We start from the raw sequence: 13,717 nt of genomic DNA, 5'->3' as shown, positions 1-13,717 counted from the left end.
ATCACCTCACACTTAGTATTTCACTAAACTTGATCCATTCATAATCATCTTTTGACTCAAGCTTAATTTGTCTAAGCTGAATATCGAATTTAGTTACTGTACCAGTTTTTAAGGTATTCTCTCCAAAAGCAGTAAACAATTCTATTGTGATCTTAGTTTGTTCCATCATTGATTGAGATAGTTGTTCAGATATAATATTAACTTCTTCCTCTGCTAACTCAGGTTTTGTTTTTCTATGTCTTTCCTTTTGGAAATGGTTCATCAATTCTTTATGTTCGGGTAGCATCATTCTGCTTGCCTCCCACATCATATTAGATCCTGGTGTTATTTTATTTTCTTTCATTCCATCCACCTCTTATAGAACATTTGTTCTTATTATATTAGAGGTACAGAGATATATGCAAGAGTACATTTTTGGAATGCAGTACACGCGTCCAATCAAAACATCTTTTTAACTCATACAATACATTAACAAATAATGAAATGGAGATGATTATATGGGTGTTTTTGATAAGTCAATATGTGATTGTTGTGTTTGCCCAATGCAAAGTGTGATGAAGGGATTAGTTGAAACGAGTGGTATTTCTGTGGCTTTTTTCACTCCTAATAATACTTTTTTTGCCACACTTAATTCTGCTGAGAATTTCGTAGCAAATACTAATAATGGTATGCTTCCAATCTGTAATGTCACCGCTGTAGCAGACGATTCTTTAGACAGAAGCACTCCTCTAAAGCCAATTCAAAATGACTCCAAGGGAGAATGCAGTTGTTGTGAAGACCCAAGTACAAATGAATTAGTTTCTTTGGGTGTAGGTTCAAGAGCTTTAATTGAATTTGTAAAAGGTGGTTTTTCGTTCACTTTACCTTTAGAAGGAAATATAACTAATATTGGAGAAGGAATTGTTATTTTAGATAACGTTATTGATGCTGATGGTTCAAATACTCCTAATTTTGCAATATCAACTTGTCAAATTACAAGAGTAGAGGGGACACAATAAAAATGATAAACATTAAGAAAGCTTCTCCCTATAAAAAAAGGAGAAGCTTTTTCATGGGAGTCTATAATAAGCGCTTAGATATCCGTAACCTTGCTTTTATTATATTAAAACCACTTACATACTGATACTGGCATTAGCGGATATTCCTTTACACAGTACACACGTCCAGTCAAAATAATAATTTAATTCATACAATGTAAAAAACTTATAAGGACGTGATTTCATGGGGGTTTTTGATGAGTCTAAGTGTGATTGTTGTGTGTGTCCTATGCAGTGTGTAATAGAGCAGTTGGTTGGCCTGGGGGATGTTATAGGGATTGCAACTCCTACATTTGTTATATCCAATGTTACAATTAACAAAGTTAAAGATTTCATAGTATTTACTGATATAGGTGATATTCCAATATGTCAAATTAGCTAATTAAACATCAGGAATCCTTCAAATATGATAATTGCGACGGTATTCTCGACTTTAAAACCTATAAAGAAAAGTAAAGGAGAGTGTGTTTGCTGTGAAGACCCTATGACAAATTTACTGAAATCTGAGATCAGGAAAAATTTTAGAATTGAGTTTATTGGTCCACCAACCTTTATAAGCCTTACAACTGAAATTTTAAATGTTGGGGAAGGAATTGTCGTAGGATTTGATCGTGTATCGAATTTCTTAGATATTTTTCCTACATGTGCAATAACAAGGGTTACACCAATTACTCAACAGCAAATTAATGATCCAGATAGAGCCTCTAGAAGAATCACTCCCCCACCTGCTACCTAAAGCCAGTGGGGATTAAACTTACTTCTGCACTATATTCTTAGCACCACTCCACAAACCACTAGCAGCTGATCCCAAAAATAAAACCTTCTCCTTTGTAATGGGAAAAGGTTTTTCATGGGGGTCTGCAAATAAACGCTTAAGCACGGAACATGACGTTACTTACATTATATTAAAACCATTTACATATTGACACTGGCATTAGCGGATTTTCCTTTATACAATACACACGTCCAATCAATTCAATACCACCATGAATACACTAATAAAAAACTATAAGGATGTGATTTTATGGGTGTTTTTGATAAATCCTTGTGCGATTGCTGCGTCTGTCCGATGCAGTGTGTTTTGGAGCAGTTAATAGATATTCCTGTCTTAATTTTTAGACGTATCGGTTCGTCAATATTAACAACAATATCTGAAGTAGATAATTTCATTGCTTTTACTGATCAAGGAAAATTTCCAATTTGTAATATCACTGCCATAACTATACCTGATGGAGCCACACTAAATTTAAAACCTATTAAAAAAAATACAGGGGAGTGTTTTTGTTGTGAAGACCCAATAACTAATTTAGCAAGCACACTTATTGATCAGGTAGTAGAAATGAATGTTATAGGGATTGCCAGCAGTTTTGAAATTTCAATTGTTGATGTTGGTGAAGGAATTATACTTACTGGTAATCCAGTTGGAACTGAAGTGCTTCCTATCTCTAGTTGTGCTATAACTAGAATTAATTCAATTAATCAACAACAAATTAACTCTCAAAATTAAACTTCCAATTTCCCAACAACTTAAGAAATCCCCACCAACTACCTAAATCAGTGGGGAATGAACTCACTTCTGTACTATATTCTTTGCACCACTCCATAATCCACTAGCAGCTAATCCCAAGAGAAATAAACAAAATAAAGTTTCTCCTTTGTATGGGGAGAAGCTTTTTCATGGGGTAACCATTAGCGGATATTCCTTTATACAGTACACACGTCCAGTCAAAAGAATACTTACTTGAATACATTAATAAAAAATAAAGGACGTGATTTCATGGGTGTTTTTGATGAGTCTAAGTGTGATTGTTGTGTGTGTCCGATGCAGTGTGTTTTGGAACAAATGGTAAATATAGGGGAAGTAGGGATTGCAAGTACTACATTTAATGATAGTTTTACTATAAATCAAGTTAAAGATTTCATTGCTTTTACTGATCAAGGCGAAATTCCTATTAGTCAAATTACTGCAGCTGCAACGCTTGATCCAACAATTCCAGTAAGCTTAAAACCTATAAAGAAAAGCAAGGGAGAATGCGCATGTTGTGAAGATCCTATAACAAATGTAGCAAAATTATTGATTGGTCAATTTATTGATATTGAATTTATCTTTCCTGGAGATGCAGCAGTAATAGAAATTATAGATGTTGGTGAAGGAATTATTGTTGGGACACCACCTCAATCTTCTATTGAAACTGACTTTATCTCTTCATGTGCAATTACTAGGATTAATCCATTAAGTCAACAAGAAATTAACAACATATCTAAATTATCAATTTTCCAACAACCTAAAATATCCCCACCAACTACCTAAAAAACTCACTTCTGTACTATATTCTTTGTACCACTCCACAACCCACTAGCAGCTAATCCCAAGTAGAAATAAACACAAATAAAGCTTCTCCTTAGTATGGGAGAAGCTTTATTCATGGGTTTCTTAAACAATTCTTAAGTGACTGTGTCCTTACCTTCATTATACAAATATAACTTATATTCTAATAGTAGCCATTAGCGGATATTCCTTTATACAGTACACACATCCAGTCAAAGAAACATTTCAAATCATACAATGTAAAAAACTAAAGAGGACGTGATTTAATGGGTGTTTTCGATGAGAGTAAGTGTAATTGTTGTGTGTGTCCGATGCAGTGTGTTTTGGAGCAGTTAGTAGGAAATCAAATTGTAATAGCCACTACATCTGGCTCTGGGGGTGTAACTTTATTTAATGTAGATAATTTTATTGCATTTACCTCAGAAGGTGATTTTCCCATATGCAACATTTCTGCTGTTGATTTGCTTGATGTTAATATAAACATTAAATTAAAACCGATACGAAACAACAAAGGAAGATGTTCGTGCTGCGAGGATCCTATTACAAATTTAGCAAAAACTTTGATTAGACAGCAAGTAGGTATTGAATTCATACCTACTTTTGGTGCTGGTACTATTGTTAATGTTGGTGAGGGTATTATTGACTTTAAAAGTTTTGTTGTTTCTTCTTGTTTTACGACTAGAATCATACCAAATAATCAACAACAAACTTTCGAAGCATCAAGTGGCTCAATTTTTGGTCGTCCATTGCATAAGATCACTCCCCCACTAATTAACTAAAGTCAGTGGGGACGCATACTTATTTCACTTTAGAATTATAATCTAGCACTGCTTTTTCAATCGTTGCTTTGATTTCATCTCTTGTAAATTTAATTCCTAAATCACTTAGTTTTGAACTCACATAAGCATAAGCAGCATCTAACTTTTGTGGTCCTTTTGATTGGTAAAACACTTTCTCAGCATAAGAAAAAGCTTCCTCAGAAATTTTTTGAAGAAGCTCTCTTTGTTCTTTGTTTGTTTTTGACTGTATCCAGGATAAGACTTTATCCCTTAACTCAATTAATGCAGCTACTACTAATGTTGATATAACTGAAATAAGAGCAAACACGATCGTTTCTAAATATGGTTGTATAAGTTCATTCATTTTAATTTCCACCTTCCAATTTTATATTTTCACTTAAACGGTCTAACATAACGAAAAATAACCAAGGGATATCATCCAAAACCTCTTGGGGCTTGTCCTCAACTTTTTTCTTCCAATCATCTACATCATCAATCAAGTCTCTCTCATTTAAAGTTTTCAATAGACTGGTGAGCCATTTCTATCTGCCATTGTTTTAATTTCATGACTACTTCCTCCTTCGGTAAACAATCATAGTATTCTTTGACTACATCTTGTAATAACTGGTCATATGATTTTCCCATTTTTGAAAGTGCGTTTTGTGGGTCTGTTTTCCTTTGAGGGTCTAAAATATGGTGTCCTATTATACTAGTAGTAGGATCTAATCCAAATTTGTTGCAAATATAAGCTAATACCCACACATAGCGTTTGTATGACTCTTCATTTTTTATACCCCCTCTTAGATGTGAGTAACAAAGTTCAACACCTGCAGCTATATCATTTGCATCATCACCAAACTTTTGATTATCTAATGTTTTCTCGTATAACACATGCCAAGCTTTTTCGGGTGTTCCAGTTAACAACGGAATACATTCATAAATCCCTGTATCATCTACAAAAATATGTGCAGAAGCACTCATGACGTTGTTGGTGTTCTCGTAATAAGTTATATTTTGTAATGCTGTTGATCCGTCATTCCCTGTATCGTGTGCAACAATAAACCCCACTTTTGGCATTTTGATCCCTGACCGTCTTTTTGTTCCTTTAGTGAGATATTTCTTAGTGATTGGATTTTGCCTTCTATTCGATTTAATTTTTTATCAAGAGAACCATACCTTTTGCTTAATTCGTCCAGTGTGTCATATAGTCTATTTTCTCGGTTGTTGTTATTCTTCATCACGTAAATAAGTAGTACCACAAAAAGAACCGCAAACGGTCCCTGAGTAATAAAGTATTGAATTAGGTCAATTTCCACTTCCCCACCCCCATTTTTAAGCATAAAAAAAGCCCCAAAAGAGACTTTATAAAGCGTGCCATGTTATTTTTAAATCAAAGTTTTCAGTTGTGCTTGATGAACGATTGTAAAACGTCAATTTCAGAGCAATGACTTCTGGGTCATCGGGATCAGGCATTAAGTCGGCATCATATAAATAAGTGTAGCTTTTACCGAACACTTTTGGATCAAGGATATAGACTCCATAGTTTCCTTCCCTCCTTCCAGTGACTTGTCCAGAGTTACCAGAACTGTCAACGTAAGTACCCCATATTGAACGTCCTAAACCGTCTGCATTGTTCGCTGACTTACGTCCAACAACCAATGAAGCACCATAAGTGTATTTATCGTAGTCACTTCCATCAGTTCTAGTTATAGAAATAGATGCTGACCGTTTACCTTTTCCAAGTTTAAGATAATGGGTTTCGTATTCTTTTCCTGTGACATTGAGATTAATCGTTTCAGCTCCGTAAGGAGTACCCCCTATCGCAATATCATCACCAGATGCACGTACAAGACGTTCATCTCTGTATCTACTATCGTGATAGATTCGTTCTTTGAATACAGGTGTGCCATTACTATCATAATCCTTAATCGTAACTAAAGTACCATCAGGCTCTTCAGTCCCATACCCAACTAAAATATATCCAAGTCTTACACTACCTTCAGGTGGATCAGGAGGGTAGTTACTAAGCCCTCCGCTAGTTCTAGCACTTTTATAATGGATATCTCCATTCGCATCTAAATAAAGATACCTAAACTCCCATCCATCATAATCATATACATTAGCGCCAAGAGTTTGATTTTCAAATCTCTTTTCTGGAATAATATATTTCACACCATTTGGCATTACAACTGTCATTGGAGATATTACAATATCTGCTCTAGGTCTTGAGTACTTGATAATTTTATCCCCTTCTTGCCAAGGATATAACCCACCTCCGTCCATATCTGTATCTGTCAAAGTTGTTGCTGTCTTCCCAGTCCAAGATATTGAATAATAATCATTATCAAGTTCTCTAATGACGTAATACTGATTATGTCCACTGCTTTCTGGCAAATTTGAGGTATCATCAAATAAGCTATAGTATACGATCCGTCTTGTGTCATAGTTGCTAAAATCTCATTATCAGCAGGAACATAGTTTTCTATACTAATTGTTCCACCTTCGATAATACCACTGCCTGCAACTTCCTCTAAATTTAAACCTTCTTCATTAACAACCACTTGACCATATTTATCTACGATGTAAATTTCACCATTCTCAACCTTCTCTTTTGTCTCGGAATATTCAGTATCAGCATGATTTATAGATGTAACCTCTGCTTCTTTTGCTTTCTGTTCTGCGTACTCTCTTGCTTCTTTTAAATCTTGTTCAATAGTAGAAATATTTTCTTTTTCTTCTTCGGTCAATCAATATCCCATCAGCAAAGGCAATAGCATTTTCTTGCGCCAACTGAGCTTCTAATTTCGCAACTTGTTCCAGTGCTTCTACAGCTTCATTCCTTCGTTTTTCTGAGTATTCTTCAAAGTTTCCCTGTCTCTTTTTCATCTTTACAAAGTCGTCAATGGTAGATTCAACAAATGAGGAAAGAGTGATATATCCAAGTTTAGGAACATAGGGAAATCTGACGTATTCCACTACTCTAGCACCAACTGTCTGTAAATTAAGTGGCAAATGAGTGAGTGTTACTTCATCCCTACCTCTATGTCCTCACCTTCATATCCTTGTTTACTTAACTCTACAAAATCCACTTGATAAGAGACTTGGATTGTGTCATGTTTTCGTAAATACTTCACCCCTCTTCTAGCAGCTCGACTGGATCAGTAATATCATTGAGTTTCACACTTGCTATTTTAGGTTTGCGGTACAATCCCAAATTAGGAGAATCAATATATTTTAATCCACCATTTACACTTTCAATTGTTAATCCGTCTTGACCATATATATAGAGCCTTGTAATTACATCGTTAGAACTCCATATCGAATATCTACCCCTTTACTTATGCCTTTTTTACCTAAGTACACATTCCTGTTGCTGAACCAAAGATCACAGTCCCATTTCTCACGAACGTTTTGAAGTGCTTTTAAAACAGACATTTCAGAGATTTCAATATCTTTTTCACCTTGAACATCAACATGACTAAGAATAAACTCAGAATCGTGCAATATTTCCTCGGCTGCTTCTTGGCAAGTACCAGGTATTAATTCAATCGTTCGGTCAATGTATTCATCCAACATTTCAATATATACGTGTGTGCATTGCACTTGATATCTAGTTGATTGATTTGAAGATGGCTCAATACTTTTTATAACGTATTTTTTATTTTCACATATGATATATCCTTCATGTTCAAGATGGTTCGTTTCATCATCAACTGGGATTTCAAAAGAAAGAAGCACCTCTTGATTAAGGCGCTCCCTCACTTCTACATTTATTGCTTTTGTTAAGATCCTAATGGTGTTTCCTGTCTGTTTAGGACTGTTAAGTATTTATCACTATCCATTTACTCACCTCCACTTATTAGGTATTAGACAATTAAAAAAAAGGAGTTATCATTAGGAAATTTTCTCCTAATGACACCCTTTTATATAATTTAATTAAATATCACTTTCAAAATCTTCGCCAGGGAAAATCTTTTTTAAATTATTTTCCTTATTTGATTTTTCGATTTCTTTTAGTTCATCTATGAAACTCTTAATTTCAAATTTAAGAGTCTTACTTTCATATTTGTCTCCTTTTTCTTTAAACTTCCCTTGTGTTTGACCTAATACATAATATCCGAAATCATCTTTATCTGGTCTTTTACCTTTATTGCTAGACAAGAATAAGATCACTTTTTCATCAATCTCAAAAGTGGGTACTTCATCTTCATGAACTATCAAAATCATATCATCTGTTTCTCCACCTTTAGTCCTAATTTCTACTTCTTTTCCTGGGTCACCTTTAAAGACTTTAGTGACTTTAACAAAAGTATCAGTAACAGGGTAACCTCGGAAATCTTTTTCAACTTCTTGTGAAACAACTTTTCCCTCTATTATGACATCTGAGTCATTTACCAATTCATTTTTATTAAATTCTACTAATTCTAGATTTGCCTCTAAGGTTAATTTTTCTTCACTATCTTCACCTGAAAAATTACACGCGCTTAATATACTTATGCAAAATATTGTTAACAATATTAAAGAAAACTTTTTCATTTTAATCCTCTTAGTAATTAATTTTTATATCTTTCGACTGAATCGTTAGCAGCAGCAATATCGTTTGATGTTACTGACCTTTTATATGTCGAGTTTTTATAGCCAGTTCCATACATCGTATCAGTACTTACTGTAGAATGATTTATACCTAAAGCATGTCCAAACTCATGAGTAAAAGTACTTTGAATATCATAATACCCTTCCTTTTTTGAGTTTGCCCAGTCTAAACTAGTATTTATGTAAATATCTGATTCTACTACTACTCCATTTGAGAAATAACCATAATGTTCACCAGTAAATGCGTCAGCTCCATATGCATCTTTTGTGATTGCATTTACTCCATCCCTAGCAGGATGAAAAAGACATAATTGCGATGTTTACTAAATTAAAAGATGAGTCATTAAAATGGCAAACCATGATTGATTTAGCTGTCACAACTGGGATGAGACGAGGCAAGTTACTTGCGATCGATATTAACAAACACATTCACTTTAAAAAAATTAATAGTCTGGAAGTTGGTTATATAGACGTAAAACAATCATTAGCATATGTGAATGGAAAGCCTATTTTTAAAGATGTTAAAACCAAAAAATCTGAAAGAACTATAACCTTAACCAATGAAACTATCCCTTTATTAAAAGAACAGATTAATGAAGTTAAAAAAACTAAAGAACAGCTTGGTGATGATTGGGAAGGCAACGACCGTTTGTTACTGTTTCCTCAATGGAACGGTAAGCCCATGTACTTCACATCACCTACAACTTGGCTGAGACGTTTTTTAAAAAAGAACGATCTCAAACATATTCCTTTCCATTATCTCCGTCATTCAATGGCAACATACATGTTAAGTAAAGGAAGATCATTAAAAGAAATTCAAGAGAGATTAGGACACGCAGATATTAGAACAACTGCAAACATATACACCCATTATTTAAAAGAATTAGATTTTGAATCGGCCCAAACATTCAGTGAATTAAAAAATAAAACTTAAAAAATCCGTTCCCAATCCGTTCCCAACTTAATTTTTTTCGAGAAATTCATTATATGATTACTTTATCTAGACGAATAAAAAAACCTTCTATATCAAAGGTTTTCAAGGTTTCATATATGGTGGAGCCAAGGGGGATCGAACCCCTGACCTCTACGCTGCCAGCGTAGCGCTCTCCCAGCTGAGCTATGGCCCCAAACTGCTACGACACCATTAATTATAGCTATATGATCTATTTTCTGCAAGCAAAAATTGCTTCATATTCACTGGATGGGTATCGATGATTTTTATATATTTTTTAGCTATAATTGCATGTCTCTTCTATTCATTTATCAATATGTAAAGGACTTTTGTGAAGAATATGATTCAGCTCTTTCATAAACATGTTGATATCTTTAAATTGACGGTATACAGAAGCAAAACGAACATAAGCTACTTCATCCACAGGATATAATTGCTCCATTACTAGTTCTCCGATTTCTATGCTTTTCACCTCTGCATGAGCTGTATTTCTCAACTCTTGCTCAACTTCTGAAACCATTTTTTCTAAACGTTCAACAGAAACAGGTCTTTTTTCACATGCTCTAATAAGCCCTCTTAGAATCTTGTCTCTCATAAATTCTTCTCTGCTGCCATCTTTTTTAATCACAATTAAAGGCGTTTCTTCAACCATTTCAAAGGTTGTAAACCTTTTATGGCATTGTTCACATTCTCTACGGCGTCTAATTGACTTGTTTTCATTTGCTGGTCTTGAATCCAATACTTTTGCCCCATCATTATCACAATATGGACATCTCATAATATGATTTCTCCTATCTATTTTGAATTTTTACAAATTGGTATACGTTTCCTGTTATGAATATAAGATTATCTTCACATAATAGAACTACAAACGACAAGGAGGTGATATGATTATGGCTCAAGGACAAAGCCGTTCAAGTAACGTACTTGTTGTACCTCAAGCAAATGCAGCTTTAGATCAACTTAAGTATGAAGTTGCTCAGGAATTAGGAATTGCTATTCCTCAGGATGGTTACTATGGTAACATGGCTACTCGTGACACGGGTGCTATTGGTGGTAACATTACACGTCGTTTAGTCCAAATTGCAGAACAGCAATTAGCTGGACAACAAAACTTTCAATAATTAAACTTCTTCAATATTAATAAGGTGTCAAACTGTTATAAAATAACAGTTTGGCGCTTTTTCTTAACATGACCACTTTATTACTAATCTTTATAAATTGCTTCATACTTCTCATAATAATATAAAATTCTAGCTATATAATGTCTTGTTTCACCAAAAGGTATTTGTTCAACTGAATTATATTTACCATCCCATATTTCTTTATCCAACCATCTTTTCACATTTCCAGGGCCTGCGTTGTATGCAGCTGAAAGTAAAGAAATTTGATCCTTTGTAGGTTTGTCTTGTAAGTAAGGTTTAAACTCTACATATAAGGCGTTTAAATACCATGTACCCAAATCAATATTTACTCTAACATCCATTAGTGTTTCCATATTAAGGTGAGATGAACGTTTCACCTCAGTGATCCATTTTGCAGTGTCGGGCATAATTTGCATAAGCCCCATTGCATTTTTCGATGAAATCAAATCTGGTTTATAATTGCTTTCTACTCTTATAATTGCTGCAATAAATAATGGATTAATATTGTAATCACTTGATATTTCTTGTATTTCATCTTTGTATTTTATAGGATATATTAATTTTCCTAACCAGTTATGATTGTAAAATAAAATACCAATACATAATATAAATAAAACCAACAAAAATCTCTTCTTTTTAAGTATTTTCATTTCATATAAATTTCCTCCCAGAATTCTTCCACTTGTGTTTCTGTATGTTCCAAGCTTTTGCTGTTGTCTATAATATAATCAGTAAGCTCTTTCTTAATTTCAATAGGCATTTGTGCTTCCATTCTTTTTTTTGCTTCCTCTAGACTCAAGTCGTTTCGTTTCATTAATCTTTTCACTTGAATAATCTCAGGAACATACACTAACACTACTGAAGAAAAGAGTTCTTGAAGATTGGACTCAAATAATAAAGGAATATCAACTACAACTAATCGATTTGGATCTTCCTTCTCATATTGGACCATTCTTTGTTTCATTAATGAGCGGATTGGTGGATGCAAAATTCCTTCAAGGTCTTTACGGGCTATTGGATCATTAAAAATGATTTCTCCTAGCTTTGTTCGATTTAAAGCTCCATCTTCCATTAGTACTACTTGTCCAAATCGTTGTGCAACTTTTTGTAAAACAGGCTGACCAGGGAGAACAACTTCCCTGGCTATCACATCTGCATCGATTAGAACCGCACCACGATGCACAAGCATTTTGGATACTGTACTTTTACCAGTTGCTATGCCACCTGTTAATCCAACATTCATAAAACTCACCTTTATTATTAAATTTCAATTTCTTCACTTCACTTTTGTGGGTATATTACAGTAGCTTTAATAATCCCATTACTATTAGTATAATCCCAGGCAGCACTGTAAGTCTATGCACCCACCTTACTTCTGAAAAAATAAAACCAATGCGCAATCCCAATATAATAAAACAACCAGATGCAAAAGCAATGACAATAGATGTTAACAACGGGGAAAAACCAATCAATGCAGCACCAATTCCCGCTCCAAAAGCATCCAAAGATAATGCAATCCCTAATAATGCTGCTTCACTTGATGAAATAACTCCAGAGCGGTCTACATCCGCTTTCACAGGTGTCTTTAATATTTCAATCACTAATCCAATTCTTTTTAATTCAATGTGAACGATTGTTTTTTTCTCATCTGAAACAATGGAAACAGGCTCACGTTCCTTCTCATTCTTCTGTTGGATCTTCATTTGAATGATGGCCCAGATTCCTATAGAGACTAAAATCAAGGAGCCGATTATTTTTGCAACAAAAGGAGATAAAACCTTTAACAACAAAACACCTATTTGCATTGAAGTAAAAATAACTGCACCAGAACAAATCGCTATAATAATAATGGAGAGCAGTGGAATTTTAATTTTTCTTAGTCCATACATAACCCCTACTCCAAAACCATCTAAGCTAACTGCTAATGCAAGGATAAACATTGAAATAGCAGTGACCATAACATCATCCCCTCCTCTCACATCATATGGAGAGGAGAAAAAATAGGTGCATGACTATTTGGCAAGCTGACAATTCGGACAGAAGTGAGTCCCTCTTCCACCAACTACTGTTCGTTCTATTATTGTTCCACAGTCATAACATGGCTCAGACTTTCGACCATATATTTTTAACTGATGCTGAAACATTCCCATTTCACCTTGACCATTTACATAAGATTTAATGGATGAACCCCCTGCATCAACAGCATTTTGTAAAGTAATTATAATAGCGTCATACAGTTTTTTAAGCTCTGAATCCTTTAATTGAACAACTGTTTGTTCAGGATGTATTTTTGCTAGGAATAATGCTTCATCCACATAAATATTACCTAAACCTACCACAATTTCTTGATTCAGTAATAAGGGCTTGATTTTTGTTTTTCTTTTTTTCAACCTTTCTACAAAGGCTTCATAAGTAAATGTAGACTCTAGAGGTTCTAGACCAAGCTTATGCAAAGGAGGCTGTAAAAATTCTTCCCCAGGCTCAAACAAGTGCATCGTTCCAAATTGACGAACGTCTTTATATCGCAGATCAGTGCCATCTGTAAAATGAAAAATCACATGTGTATGTTTTTCAACAGGTTCATCATTTTGAAAAACACCATATCTTCCTTCCATCCTTAAATGAGATAACAGGACTAAGTCGTCAAGTATAAAACGTAGAAATTTACCTCTTCTCTCTACTTTCTGGAAGGTCCGATTTTCTAATAAAGCACTAAACTTCACTACATCATCTGGCTTTTGGATAATTCTAGGCAGCTGCACCGTAACATGGTCGATCGTTTTATTTAAAATTAATTCATTTAATGTTCTCTTCACTGTTTCTACTTCAGGTAATTCTGGCATTCGAATATCACCCCCAATGCTAGGTTACATGACTTGCTG

The 13,717-nt window shown here is 34.3% G+C and carries 24 protein-coding genes, 1 tRNA gene and 1 pseudogene; 8 read left to right on the top strand and 18 right to left on the bottom strand.

What is annotated here, in order from left to right; genetic code table 11:
- Position 1 precedes the first annotated feature (1 nt).
- On the bottom strand, positions 2-343 hold the full coding sequence (locus tag Q5Y73_RS10135; protein WP_305991776.1) for a YolD-like family protein: 342 nt from the start codon (positions 341-343) through the stop codon (positions 2-4).
- A 154-nt stretch (positions 344-497) separates the two neighbouring features.
- Here Q5Y73_RS10135 and Q5Y73_RS10130 point away from each other — a divergent pair, with 154 nt between their 5' ends.
- From Q5Y73_RS10130 to Q5Y73_RS10105, 6 genes are all read left to right on the top strand, one after another.
- Positions 498-998: a hypothetical protein gene (locus Q5Y73_RS10130; RefSeq protein ID WP_305991775.1), complete on the top strand. Its 501-nt coding sequence runs from the start codon at positions 498-500 to the stop codon at positions 996-998.
- Between the two features lie 223 nt (positions 999-1,221).
- On the top strand, positions 1,222-1,419 hold the full coding sequence (locus tag Q5Y73_RS10125) for a hypothetical protein (RefSeq protein ID WP_305991774.1): 198 nt from the start codon (positions 1,222-1,224) through the stop codon (positions 1,417-1,419).
- A gap of 24 nt (positions 1,420-1,443) precedes the next feature.
- Positions 1,444-1,773 carry a hypothetical protein gene (locus Q5Y73_RS10120; RefSeq protein ID WP_305991773.1) on the top strand — a complete coding sequence of 110 codons (330 nt, stop codon included), beginning with the start codon at positions 1,444-1,446 and terminating at the stop codon, positions 1,771-1,773.
- A 288-nt stretch (positions 1,774-2,061) separates the two neighbouring features.
- Positions 2,062-2,544 carry a hypothetical protein gene (locus Q5Y73_RS10115; RefSeq protein WP_305991772.1) on the top strand — a complete coding sequence of 161 codons (483 nt, stop codon included), beginning with the start codon at positions 2,062-2,064 and terminating at the stop codon, positions 2,542-2,544.
- 270 nt (positions 2,545-2,814) lie between these two features.
- Positions 2,815-3,348, top strand: coding sequence for a hypothetical protein (locus Q5Y73_RS10110; protein WP_305991771.1), 534 nt, complete (start codon positions 2,815-2,817; stop codon positions 3,346-3,348).
- A 284-nt stretch (positions 3,349-3,632) separates the two neighbouring features.
- Complete coding sequence (locus tag Q5Y73_RS10105) at positions 3,633-4,145, top strand: hypothetical protein (protein WP_305991770.1); 513 nt, start codon at positions 3,633-3,635, stop codon at positions 4,143-4,145.
- A 19-nt stretch (positions 4,146-4,164) separates the two neighbouring features.
- Here the strand turns inward: Q5Y73_RS10105 and Q5Y73_RS10100 are convergent, their stop codons facing one another.
- The 11 genes and pseudogenes from Q5Y73_RS10100 to Q5Y73_RS24825 form a co-directional block, all read right to left on the bottom strand.
- Entirely contained in the window at positions 4,165-4,509 is a 345-nt protein-coding gene (locus Q5Y73_RS10100; RefSeq protein WP_305991769.1) for a phage holin, read from the bottom strand.
- A 1-nt stretch (position 4,510) separates the two neighbouring features.
- A complete protein-coding gene (locus Q5Y73_RS10095; protein WP_305991768.1) occupies positions 4,511-4,645 on the bottom strand; it encodes a hypothetical protein in 135 nt (44 codons plus the stop codon).
- A 7-nt stretch (positions 4,646-4,652) separates the two neighbouring features.
- Positions 4,653-5,222, bottom strand: coding sequence for a peptidoglycan recognition protein family protein (locus tag Q5Y73_RS10090; RefSeq protein ID WP_305991767.1), 570 nt, complete (start codon positions 5,220-5,222; stop codon positions 4,653-4,655).
- Positions 5,223-5,284: 62 nt separating this feature from the next.
- Positions 5,285-5,461: pseudogene (locus tag Q5Y73_RS24830) on the bottom strand (BhlA/UviB family holin-like peptide); the annotation flags it as partial.
- Between the two features lie 46 nt (positions 5,462-5,507).
- Positions 5,508-6,443 (bottom strand): hypothetical protein, encoded by a 936-nt coding sequence (locus Q5Y73_RS10080; RefSeq protein ID WP_305991765.1) that lies wholly within the window; start codon positions 6,441-6,443, stop codon positions 5,508-5,510.
- Positions 6,440-6,892 (bottom strand): hypothetical protein, encoded by a 453-nt coding sequence (locus tag Q5Y73_RS10075; RefSeq protein WP_305991764.1) that lies wholly within the window; start codon positions 6,890-6,892, stop codon positions 6,440-6,442. Before Q5Y73_RS10075 ends, Q5Y73_RS10080 begins: the two co-directional genes overlap by 4 nt.
- Positions 6,855-7,121, bottom strand: coding sequence for a hypothetical protein (locus Q5Y73_RS10070; protein ID WP_305991763.1), 267 nt, complete (start codon positions 7,119-7,121; stop codon positions 6,855-6,857). The genes Q5Y73_RS10075 and Q5Y73_RS10070 overlap by 38 nt, the downstream gene beginning before the upstream one ends.
- A 154-nt stretch (positions 7,122-7,275) precedes the next feature.
- Positions 7,276-7,404, bottom strand: a complete 129-nt coding sequence (locus Q5Y73_RS25025; RefSeq protein WP_503366720.1) for a hypothetical protein — start codon at positions 7,402-7,404, stop codon at positions 7,276-7,278.
- 38 nt (positions 7,405-7,442) lie between these two features.
- Positions 7,443-7,973, bottom strand: a complete 531-nt coding sequence (locus Q5Y73_RS10065; protein ID WP_305991936.1) for a hypothetical protein — start codon at positions 7,971-7,973, stop codon at positions 7,443-7,445.
- 108 nt (positions 7,974-8,081) lie between these two features.
- Complete coding sequence (locus tag Q5Y73_RS10060) at positions 8,082-8,681, bottom strand: hypothetical protein (protein ID WP_305991762.1); 600 nt, start codon at positions 8,679-8,681, stop codon at positions 8,082-8,084.
- Positions 8,682-8,698: 17 nt separating this feature from the next.
- Positions 8,699-9,010, bottom strand: a complete 312-nt coding sequence (locus Q5Y73_RS24825) for a matrixin family metalloprotease (protein WP_371320191.1) — start codon at positions 9,008-9,010, stop codon at positions 8,699-8,701.
- Positions 9,011-9,054: 44 nt separating this feature from the next.
- Between Q5Y73_RS24825 and Q5Y73_RS10055 the strand changes: the two genes are divergently transcribed.
- Positions 9,055-9,672, top strand: a complete 618-nt coding sequence (locus Q5Y73_RS10055; protein ID WP_371320184.1) for a site-specific integrase — start codon at positions 9,055-9,057, stop codon at positions 9,670-9,672.
- 117 nt (positions 9,673-9,789) lie between these two features.
- Here the strand turns inward: Q5Y73_RS10055 and Q5Y73_RS10050 are convergent.
- Positions 9,790-9,865 (bottom strand) — tRNA-Ala (locus tag Q5Y73_RS10050).
- A 129-nt stretch (positions 9,866-9,994) separates the two neighbouring features.
- On the bottom strand, positions 9,995-10,468 hold the full coding sequence (gene nrdR, locus Q5Y73_RS10045) for a transcriptional regulator NrdR (RefSeq protein ID WP_305991761.1): 474 nt from the start codon (positions 10,466-10,468) through the stop codon (positions 9,995-9,997).
- Positions 10,469-10,583: 115 nt separating this feature from the next.
- Here nrdR and Q5Y73_RS10040 point away from each other — a divergent pair, with 115 nt between their 5' ends.
- Complete coding sequence (locus tag Q5Y73_RS10040; protein WP_305991760.1) at positions 10,584-10,814, top strand: alpha/beta-type small acid-soluble spore protein; 231 nt, start codon at positions 10,584-10,586, stop codon at positions 10,812-10,814.
- 83 nt (positions 10,815-10,897) lie between these two features.
- Here Q5Y73_RS10040 and Q5Y73_RS10035 read toward each other — a convergent pair whose 3' ends face one another.
- The 4 genes from Q5Y73_RS10035 to mutM are packed head-to-tail and all read right to left on the bottom strand — an operon-like array spanning position 10,898 to position 13,678.
- Positions 10,898-11,485 carry a lytic transglycosylase domain-containing protein gene (locus Q5Y73_RS10035; RefSeq protein WP_305991759.1) on the bottom strand — a complete coding sequence of 196 codons (588 nt, stop codon included), beginning with the start codon at positions 11,483-11,485 and terminating at the stop codon, positions 10,898-10,900.
- On the bottom strand, positions 11,482-12,078 hold the full coding sequence (gene coaE, locus Q5Y73_RS10030) for a dephospho-CoA kinase (protein ID WP_305991758.1): 597 nt from the start codon (positions 12,076-12,078) through the stop codon (positions 11,482-11,484). Before coaE ends, Q5Y73_RS10035 begins: the two co-directional genes overlap by 4 nt.
- A gap of 55 nt (positions 12,079-12,133) precedes the next feature.
- Positions 12,134-12,793, bottom strand: coding sequence for a sporulation membrane protein YtaF (gene ytaF, locus Q5Y73_RS10025; protein ID WP_305991757.1), 660 nt, complete (start codon positions 12,791-12,793; stop codon positions 12,134-12,136).
- Between the two features lie 54 nt (positions 12,794-12,847).
- Positions 12,848-13,678 carry a DNA-formamidopyrimidine glycosylase gene (mutM, locus tag Q5Y73_RS10020; protein WP_305991756.1) on the bottom strand — a complete coding sequence of 277 codons (831 nt, stop codon included), beginning with the start codon at positions 13,676-13,678 and terminating at the stop codon, positions 12,848-12,850.
- Between the last annotated feature and the right edge of the window lie 39 nt (positions 13,679-13,717).

The organism is Chengkuizengella axinellae (genome assembly GCF_030730905.1).
GTDB lineage: Bacteria > Bacillota > Bacilli > Paenibacillales > KCTC-33759 > Chengkuizengella > Chengkuizengella axinellae.
Note: the sequence above shows the minus strand (reverse complement) of the source record. Positions and strands in the feature narration are given on the sequence as shown.